This window comes from Bellilinea sp., from assembly GCF_034432615.1.
Taxonomy (GTDB): domain Bacteria; phylum Chloroflexota; class Anaerolineae; order Anaerolineales; family Anaerolineaceae; genus Bellilinea.
This window is the reverse complement of the sequence record NZ_DAOUBL010000311.1, coordinates 1-9,864: the sequence shown is the minus strand read 5'-3', so window position 1 is coordinate 9,864 and position 9,864 is coordinate 1. Positions and strand designations below refer to the sequence as shown.

At 50.1% G+C, this 9,864-nt stretch carries 7 protein-coding genes and 1 pseudogene; 7 read left to right on the top strand and 1 reads right to left on the bottom strand.

Annotation, left to right across the window (positions count from 1 at the left end; all coding sequences use genetic code 11):
• The first annotated feature begins 271 nt into the window (after positions 1-271).
• The 4 genes from nagA to VAE48_RS14085 all read left to right on the top strand — a co-directional run bounded on the left by nagA (position 272) and on the right by VAE48_RS14085 (position 5,762).
• Positions 272-1,438: an N-acetylglucosamine-6-phosphate deacetylase gene (gene nagA, locus VAE48_RS14100; protein ID WP_322793967.1), complete on the top strand. Its 1,167-nt coding sequence runs from the start codon at positions 272-274 to the stop codon at positions 1,436-1,438.
• Positions 1,439-1,574: 136 nt separating this feature from the next.
• Positions 1,575-4,031 (top strand): ATP-dependent Clp protease ATP-binding subunit, encoded by a 2,457-nt coding sequence (locus VAE48_RS14095; protein WP_416181055.1) that lies wholly within the window; start codon positions 1,575-1,577, stop codon positions 4,029-4,031.
• A 152-nt stretch (positions 4,032-4,183) separates the two neighbouring features.
• Positions 4,184-5,254, top strand: a complete 1,071-nt coding sequence (gmd, locus tag VAE48_RS14090) for a GDP-mannose 4,6-dehydratase (protein WP_322793965.1) — start codon at positions 4,184-4,186, stop codon at positions 5,252-5,254.
• Between the two features lies 1 nt (position 5,255).
• On the top strand, positions 5,256-5,762 hold the full coding sequence (locus tag VAE48_RS14085) for a hypothetical protein (protein WP_322793964.1): 507 nt from the start codon (positions 5,256-5,258) through the stop codon (positions 5,760-5,762).
• Positions 5,763-5,769: 7 nt separating this feature from the next.
• Here VAE48_RS14085 and treS read toward each other — a convergent pair whose 3' ends face one another.
• A complete protein-coding gene (treS, locus tag VAE48_RS14080; protein ID WP_322793963.1) occupies positions 5,770-7,398 on the bottom strand; it encodes a maltose alpha-D-glucosyltransferase in 1,629 nt (542 codons plus the stop codon).
• Between the two features lie 100 nt (positions 7,399-7,498).
• On the opposite strand from treS, the gene VAE48_RS14075 reads away from it, so the two are divergent.
• The 3 genes and pseudogenes from VAE48_RS14075 to VAE48_RS14065 form a co-directional block, all read left to right on the top strand.
• Positions 7,499-8,662 (top strand): hypothetical protein, encoded by a 1,164-nt coding sequence (locus tag VAE48_RS14075; RefSeq protein ID WP_322793962.1) that lies wholly within the window; start codon positions 7,499-7,501, stop codon positions 8,660-8,662.
• Between the two features lie 128 nt (positions 8,663-8,790).
• Positions 8,791-9,384, top strand: coding sequence for a lytic transglycosylase domain-containing protein (locus VAE48_RS14070; protein ID WP_322793961.1), 594 nt, complete (start codon positions 8,791-8,793; stop codon positions 9,382-9,384).
• A gap of 160 nt (positions 9,385-9,544) precedes the next feature.
• Positions 9,545-9,864 (top strand): annotated as a pseudogene (locus VAE48_RS14065) (hypothetical protein); the annotation flags it as partial.

The window sequence follows — 9,864 nt, the reverse complement described above, 5'->3', positions numbered from 1 at the left end:
ATATACTCCCGCCCGTCAAAATCCATATGATCGGCAAAACAAATTTCAATCAAATCGGCCACTGCGAGAATATCCTTACGGCTGCGCAGCGGGCGGATATGTTGACGAGAGGAAGGCAGGGCAACTTCCATACCAAAATTGTACACCGCTTACCCGTACTTGAAAACCCGCTCCCATCTGCAGCCTGATTAAAATTTTCCTTTGCCTAAAACACAATCATCTCCGTTTTCAGATTACAATCAAATAAAACAAGCGGTAAGGATTTTTTGTGATGGCTACGTTAATTTGGAATGCAAAAATTTATACTCCCAACGGAATTTTATCCCCCGGCTGGCTCACCATTGAAAACCGCACCATCAGCCGGCTGGGCAGTGGTCAGCCACCTGCAACCGAACTGGAGCAGGCTCAGGAAAAAGTGGATGCACATCAGCACCATCTTCTACCCGGTCTGATTGATTTGCACATTCACGGCGCAATGGGTTTCGAGTTCATGGATGGTGACCTGCACGCCATAGAAGAAATTGCTCAATTTTTGGTCCAGCACGGCGTTACCGCCTTTCTGGCTACCACATGGGCTGCCCCACAATCCGCCCTGCTCAAAGCGTTGGACGCGGTGGGAAATGCGTACGGTCGCATCCGAAACGGAGCAGCCCTTTTGGGTGCTTACCTTGAAGGCCCATATATGAATCCTAATCGCGCCGGCGCTCAAGCCATTCAATTCATCCGTCAGGCAACTAACCGGCAGGAAGCCCTCACTCTCATTGGCCATGAGATGGTCAAAGTGGTTTCACTTGCTCCGGAATATCCCGAAAATTTCTGGTTGATTGACGCCTGTGTTTCCCGCGGTATCACGGTTGCCGCCGGTCACACCAGCGCAACCTATGAGCAAATGGAGGTTGCCGTTCAACGCGGGGTCAGTCTGCTGACCCATTGCTTCAATGCCATGAGTCCATTTCACCATCGTGAACCCGGTGTCGTGGGTGCCGGCATGACAATGCCGGAGCTGCGCTGCGAGTTGATTGCCGATAACGTCCATGTTCACCCCCTTGCCCAACGCATCCTCTATCAATTGCGCGGCAGCGAGGGAATTGTGCTGGTTTCTGACAGTACACGGGTAACCGGTTTACCAGATGGACAGTATATTCTGGATAACCGCCCGGTGCAGGTCAAAGAGGGTAAGGTATCTTTGCTGGATGGCACACTGGCCGGCAGCGGCCTGACCCTCGAACGGGCGCTCCGCAACTTCACAAACGCCGTCGGCATTTCACTTCAGGAGGCCGTATTGAGCGCATCCCTTTATCCTGCCCGTGCTATTGGCATTGCACACCAGAAAGGCAGCCTTGAACCGGGTAAAGACGCCGACCTTTTTTTGATGGATGATGAAGGAAATATCCTCCTTACGATGGTGGAAGGCAAAATGGTGTACATCCGCACCTGAGCGCTTGTTCTGATGGCTCAAAGAAACTAAAATGATGATAGATTTCTAATACAGTGTTTGTAAAATGCTGATGAATGCAATGCTATAATTCCATCGAAGGCATTGTATAACCAGATTCTAAGGATAATCAACCATGATGCGTTTTGATCGTTTTACCGAAAGAGCACAGGAAGCCGCTCAGCGCGCTGCGGAAATCATCCAGCGCTATGGGCACAACCAGATTGATACCGAGCACATCTTGCTCGCTTTAATTGAACAACCGCAAGGGGTCATCTCTCAAATTCTGGAAATCTTGAAGGTTGACCCCAATATGCTTGCCGACCGGCTGGATTACATTTTGCGCACCAGCCCCAAAGCCAGCATTTTTGGCGGCGGAGCCGGGCAGATCTTCATAACCCCGCGCGTCAAACGCATCGTGGATCTGGCTAACGAAGAAGCCAGCCGCCTTAAAGATGAATATATCTCAACCGAACACATCTTTCTGGCAATTCTCAGCGAACGGAACACGCCCGCTGCACGACTGCTGGAAAGCAACGGCTTGACTCGAGAACGGGTACTGGATGCCATCATGCAATTGCGCGGCGGTCAACGAGTAACCGACCCGCAGGCTGAAACCCGCTACCGCACGCTGGAAAAATACTCCCGTGATTTAACTCAGCTGGCACGCGAAGGCAAACTGGATCCGGTCATCGGACGGGATAATGAAATCCGCCGCGTGATGCAAATCCTCTCCCGCCGCACCAAAAACAACCCGGTGCTGATTGGCGAAGCCGGGGTTGGTAAAACTGCCATCGTGGAAGGCCTGGCTCAAAAAATTGCCAGTAATGATGTACCGGAAATCTTGATGGGAAAACGGGTGGTTTCCCTCGATCTTGGGGCAATGATCGCCGGCAGCCGCTTCCGCGGTGAATTTGAAGAACGCCTCAAAGCCGCAATCGAAGAAGTCCAGCGTTCAGAGGGCGAGATCATTCTGTTCATTGACGAACTTCACACGGTAGTCGGGGCCGGCGCCGCTCAGGGTGCCATGGATGCATCCAACATGCTCAAACCAGCCCTGGCGCGTGGTGAGCTGCAATGTATTGGTGCAACCACCCTGGATGAGTATCACAAACACATTGAAAAGGACTCGGCTCTTGAACGCCGTTTTGCACCGGTTTATGTGGATGAACCCAGTGTGGAAGACACGATTAAGATGTTGATGGGATTGCGCGACCGCTATGAGGCTCATCACAAAGTTCATTTCTCTGATGAAGCCCTGGTGGCTGCTGCACGACTTTCGGCGCAATATGTGACTGACCGTCACCTGCCGGACAAAGCCATTGACCTGATGGATGAAGCTGCTGCCAAGCTGCGTGTTGCATTGTTCTCGCTGCCGCCCGAACTGAAAGAAATGAAAACCGAACTGGAAAAATTGCGCGCCGAAGAAGAACAGGCCGGTATTGAACGGGATTACGAACGCGCTGCCCGCAAAAAGGCCGAGCGCTTGCGCCTTGAAACCGAGTTCAATCAGTTGCGCGACAAATGGGAAGCCGAACACAAACTGGATGAAGTGGTAGATGTGGATGATATTGCTCAGGTAGTGGCGCAATGGACGGGTATTCCGGTCAGTCAAATGATGGAATCGGAAGCGGAGCGCTTGCTTCACATGGAAGAACGGCTGAGCGAACGGGTCATCGGTCAGGAAGAAGCCATCCATGCCATTTCAGACGCCATTCGCCGCGCCCGCGCCGGCTTGAAAGACCCCCGCCGCCCGATTGGTTCCTTCATCTTCATTGGCCCTTCCGGGGTTGGCAAAACCGAACTGGCCAAAGCATTGGCTGAATTTTTGTTTGGTGATGAAGATGCCCTTGTTCGCCTTGACATGAGCGAATACCGCGAACAGCATACCGTTTCCCGCCTGTTCGGCGCCCCGCCCGGTTATGTGGGCTATGAGGAAGGTGGTCAGTTAACCGAAGCCGTCCGCCGTCGGCCATATCGGGTCATTTTATTCGATGAAATCGAGAAAGCCCACCCGGAAGTGTGGAACGCTTTGCTTCAAATTCTGGATGATGGCCGATTGACCGATGGGCAGGGACAGGTAGTTGACTTTCGCAACACGGTTTTGATAATGACCAGCAATCTGGGCACCGAGTTTGTGCGGCAGGGCGGTACGTTGGGCTTTTTAAGTGAAGATTCGAGCGACGAAAATCGCGCTCAACACGAGAAAATCCAGAAAGCGCTAAAAAGCACTTTCCGTCCGGAATTCCTCAATCGGATTGACGAGATTATCATGTTCTCACCACTCAAGCTGGAGCAAATGTATCAAATCGTTGACCTGCAAATGAAAGAGGTCAGCGATCGGCTTAAGGAACATGGGCTGGATGTGGTTCTGACCGAGGCAGCCCGCAAATGGCTGGCAGAAGTTGGCTACGACCCGGCTTTCGGTGCCCGCCCGTTGCGCCGCGCCCTACAAAAACACATCGAAAGCCCGCTGTCCATCAGTGTCCTCTCCGGTCAATTCCAGCGTGGTGATCGTGTCATCGTAGATTATCAGCCGGGTGATAATCAGTTAACCTTTCGCAAGGAAGAAGTAGAAGTCAAGCAACCCGCCTGAAGTCACTCATCATCCAACCTGTTCTGGCAGAGGAAGGCTTTCTCTGCCAGAATTTTTTTGTTTGACAGTTCTTAAGGGGGTCGGTTATACTTGTTCCTTGCAGTATTTTCATTGAACAATTCGATCAATTCGTTTGATCTCAGGAGGAAATTTTGAAAAAAGCATTGATCACCGGTATCACCGGACAGGATGGTTCTTATCTGGCTGAACTGTTACTTTCCAAAGGCTACGAAGTCCACGGAATTATCCGCCGTGCATCCACTTTCAATACCCGCCGGATTGATCATATCTACCATGATCCCCACCCGAACGGTGGCGAAGTTCGTTTGTATTTGCATTATGGCGATATTTCGGTAGCCGAAACCATCTCCAACATCATTTACAACGTCCGCCCGGATGAGGTGTATCATCTTGCCGCTCAAAGTCACGTTCGGGTCAGTTTTGATATGCCTGAATATACCGGCGATGTGACGGCTTTGGGCACCACCCGCATCCTCGAAGCGATCCGTAAAAGCGGTTTTGAGGAAAAATTCTATCAGGCGTCTTCCAGTGAAATGTTTGGCGGAGCAAAGCCCCCCCAAAATGAAGATACACCCTTTGAACCCCGCAGCCCCTATGCTGCCGCCAAAGTTTACGCCTACTGGTTGACCCGCAACTACCGCGAAGGCTACGGCATTTTTGCCTGCAATGGCATTCTCTTTAACCACGAATCACCCCGCCGCGGTGAAACCTTTGTCACCCGCAAAATAACTCGCGCCATCGCTGCCATAAAAGCCGGCCGCCAAAAGTATCTATATTTGGGAAATCTGGATGCCAAGCGCGATTGGGGTTATGCCCCCGAATATGTCGAAGCCATGTGGCTGATCATGCAGCAGGACAGACCCAATGATTACGTCATCGGTACCGGTGAATCGCATTCGGTTCGTGAATTTCTGGAAGAAGCCTTTGGCTATGTAGGCATGAAGTGGGAAGATTATGTGCGGATTGACCCGCGCTACTTCCGTCCGACCGAAGTGGATTATCTGCTGGCGGATGCCAGTCGCGCCCAGCGTGAATTGGGCTGGCAGCCCAAAGTCCGCTTTCACGAACTGGTGCGTATCATGGTAGATGCCGATCTGGAACTGGCCGGATTGCCCTGCCCCGGTGAAGGAAAACGCATTCTGGAAGAACGCTTTGGAGACTGGCACCGCTGGGAACAGCAGGTAGTCAGCATGGAGCGCTAATTTGACCTTCACTGGCAGAACCGCGCCGTTGATCCGTCCCTCGGTGCTGTTTGTCTGCACGGCCAACCGCATCCGCTCCCCCCTGGCTGCTGCGTTATTTCGTAATTACCTGATCCGCGAAGGTTTACCCTCGCAGCGCTGGCGCGTCAACAGCGCCGGAACATGGGTACAGGACAATTTGCCCTGCCCGGATGAGGTGATCAGGGCAGGCATTGCCAGAGGATTTGACCTTAGAAAACATCGCTCTCAAAATTTGAACGAGGGACTGATCAGCAGCCACAACCTGATTCTGGTCATGGAGCGAGGTCACAAAGAATCTCTCCAGCATGTCTTTCCCGACCTGGCAGGGCGGGTATATTTACTCAGCGAAATGAGTAATGGCAACGAGGAAATCAAAGACCCCCCCACCCTCACACCGGCTGATCTTCAAAATTTGCTTGATCAAATGAGTGGTTTACTCCACAAAGGATTGCCGCGCATCCTTTTACTGGCGCGCGGCAATCCATAATCGCTTTTTACTTTACTGTATTGGAAAACCAGACGGTTTGATAAGGCTGGACTTTCATATGGCCTTCCTGAGGATTGAAAGTCAACCGGCCTTCAATTAAATCGGTAAGACCACCCGTCGCCACCGGCAAGGTCAGGTTGATCTCCTGAACCTTCTCGGCAAGATTATGAATGGCGCACAACCAGCGGTCACCTTCCGCCCGCCACACTGCAACTACCGATGACGAGCCGGTATCCATCCAGCGTGTTTCCCCACTGGCAAGCTCGGCGTGAGCTTTGCGAAGGGTGATCAGGTGCTTCAAAAAATGATATAACGAGTCACTGCGTCTGATCTGATCGGCCACATTAACCCGTTGTGGATCAAACGGCGGGGTAGAGATAACTGGAGCATACCAGCGGGAAGGAGGCGCTGCAGAAAAACCTGCACTCTGCGAGGCCTCCCACTGCATTGGTGTGCGCACTCCATTCCGGTCAAACAGTTCAATATTGTCGCCCATTCCAATCTCATCGCCATAATAAATAATTGGGGTACCCGGAAAACTGAACAACATGGAGTACAACAAACGAATCCGCCGCTGGTCGTTATCCAGTAAAGGCGCCAAACGGCGGCGAATACCCAGGTTAAGGCGCATCTTTGGGTCTGGTGCGTATTCACGCCACATAAATTCCCGTTCTTCCGGTGTGACCATTTCCAGCGTCAACTCATCATGGTTGCGCAGGAAGGTACACCACTGACAGTTTTCGGGAATGGCTGGTGTGCGTTCAAAAACCCATTCAAGGGGGTTTTTGTCTTCCTTTTTCAATGCCATGTATAACCGCGGCATGAGCGGAAAATGAAAATTCATGTGCAATTCATCCCCGTTGCCAAAGTAGGGTAATACATCCTCCGGCCATTGATTGGCTTCACCCAGCAGAATCGCATCGGGGTAATACTGATCCAGAAATGCACGAACTTCCTTCAAGTAAGCGTGCGTTTCGGGTAAATTTTCGCAATTGGTGCCTTCACGTTCAAACAAGTACGGCACCGCATCGGCACGAAAACCATCAATCCCCATATCCATCCAGAAGCGAATGATTTTCTTCATTTCTTCTTGCACAGCAGGATTATCGTAATTTAAATCAGGTTGGGAAGAATAAAACCGATGCCAGTAATACTGACCTGCCACCTCATCCCATGCCCAATTCGATTTTTCCGTATCCAAAAAAATGATGCGGGCTTCTTTGTATTTCTGATCGGTATCTGACCAGACATAATACTCGCGGTAGGGGGAGGTTCGGCTGCTGCGCGCCGCTTGAAACCAGGGATGCTGATCGGAAGTGTGATTCATCACCAAATCGGTGATAACCCGCATTCCACGAGCATGTGCCTGACGCACCAATTCTTTAAAGTCATTTAAATCGCCATAGGTTGGCAATACATTGTAATAATCGGCAATATCATATCCATCATCGCGCAGCGGAGAAGGGTAAATGGGCAACAACCAGATACAATCCACCCCCAAATTTTGCAGATAATCCAGCTTTTGAATCAATCCCGGCAAATCACCATGTCCATCTCCATTGCTGTCATAGAAAGCGCGTACATAGACTTCGTAAAAAATAGCATTCTTATACCAGAGCGAACCTTTAGGATTCATCGTTTACTCCTTTTGGTTGAATTACCCCTGCAACCGGAATTATAGCAGATGCGTATATGACTTGTATGCTAATTCAAATTTTCACAAATGGCGGAAGGTCATGAAACGATCTCAAAAAGCAACAATCGGTTGGCTTGTTCTCCTCATCAGCGCAATTTGCCTGTTCAGCAGCACCCTGCAGTTTCTGTTGAATCGTACTATTCCCAAAACTTCAGCAAATCCCCACGTTCTCAGCCAGGAACAAATTCAGTTGATGAGGGAATCCAATCACCTGATTGAGTTGGTGGGAAATCAGGTTTTTCCCGGTTGGGGGGATTTCCCCACTGCATGGGTTTTCTACAATGAAAATACGGCATTCGTGAGCGGGTTGATCCCAGAGCAGACAAGCCTGGGCTGGGAGATGTATCCACGCAAGCACCAGCGCGGTGGAAAATGGGAAGAAGTCTCAAACTACGGTCACAACTACTTTCGAACACCGCTTCAAAATTCTCAGGAAACTCCAGAAAATTTTATCGTCAAAGTTGGCAATCAACTGGCAGCATCATTTCAGACCAACGAATTTGCGTTGATTTATATGCATAACTTGATGTACTCCGAGTTGCCGCCCATCCTGCGCGAAATTTTCCCATACCGCCTGTTCTTCAAAGATTTGTTTCTTGCACCAGAAGCATACATCAGCTCACTTGCTCATGAGGCATTTCATGTTTTTCAAGCGAGAACCAATCCTGCCATGTTTGAAAGAGCCGAGTTGATCAGCAGCAGGGCAGATCAATACCCCTTTGACAATGAGGCAATGTTGGCGAGCTGGAAAGAAGAACTTGAAATTTTAAGTCGTTCAGCCGAAATATCCAACCGTGAACAAGCCCTTCAAATTGCTACCACTTTTTTAGAGCACCGCGAGGAACGCCGCACCTCATCTCAATTAAGCAATCCCCTGATCGAGTACGAGCGTCAAAGGGAGTGGTTGGAGGGCATGGCAAAATATGCCGAATTGGAGTTAGGCAAAATAGCAGCGCAGCAGGATTTTCAGCCATTGAACGAAAGTGCAAAAATATTGAATTTGGAAAACTATTCATCGCGAGAGCGCTTCTGGCACACCCAACTCAGTACAATGCACAAGACCAACATGGACGGTGAAACCCTATTTTATTACTCTGGTTTTGCACAAGGCGTCTTGCTCGATTATCTCATGCCGGGCTGGAAAGAAAGAGCGCTGCAGGGTGAATCTCTGGAAGAGTTATTAGCAGAATCGATCAAAAAATAACCTCTCTCACCCGAAAATCACCCCAATGATGGTTGCCAATCCCTTTTCAAAATAGAATAATTGTTCTATAATCATTTCAGCCACTCATGATAAAAAACAAAAATTTGAAATCTTGCCCGGAGGCTGAAATGAATCACCCCAGCAAAGCCATTTTTCCTGCAGTAATCGTGGGTATCCTGCTGGTTGTGGGGATTTCCCGACTGCTGTTGAGTCCACCTGCCGTCGTCCAGGCGTCAGATGTTGAACCCACCACCCCGCCAGCAGAACAAGTCAACACCCCGCAACCAGAAGAAATGGCTTCAGATGATTGTACCCTCTCCAACCGCTATCCTGAAAATATTCAACAATGGTGCGCCTATATCCAGCATGCCGCCACTGAGCATCAACTTGACCCTAACCTGATCGCCGCCGTAATGCTTCAAGAATCGGGTGGAAATCCGGATGCCTATTCACGCAGTGGGGCGGTTGGTTTGATGCAGGTCATGCCGCGCGATGGCAAAGCCGCTGAATTTATGTGTGTCAATGGCCCGTGTTTTGCCAATCGCCCCTCCTCGCAGGAATTGTTTGACCCACAATTCAACATTGAATATGGTGTGCGAATGCTGGTGGGCTTGATTCAACGAAAAGGCGATGTTCGCGAGGCTTTGAAATCATATGGTCCCATGGACGTGGGCTACTCCTACGCAGATAAAGTCCTGACGATTTATCAAAATTATCGCTGAGTCGAAGTTTCCGCTTTAATCATGCCGTAAATTACCGAGTCCTTGTGATTGAAATACCGCAGATATGGCCAAAAATTCATTTCTATTTCTATTGACAGCCCGAATCAATTAATGGGCATTTCTATCACGAAGTGATGAATTTCCGTTACAATCATTTTTGATGACGCGCTGGATTCACCCACTTACTCTCCTTGTAATTTTTATGCTGGCGGCATGTTCACCAGAAAACACAGCCCGTACAACAGCCACCCTCCCCCCGCAGGATGGCGGATTCATCCAGCCACCCGGCGGCGCTTTGCAAGCCAGACGCGAACTCGCCCGTGAGTTGAACATTTCACCACAGCGTATCACCATTCAGGCCATCGAATCGGTAACATGGCAAAATTCTTGTCTCGAAGCGGCCGATCCGGGTGAATTCTGTCAGGAACAACAAGTCCCCGGTTTAATCGTTACACTTCGCTATGGCCAGCGTATCTACAC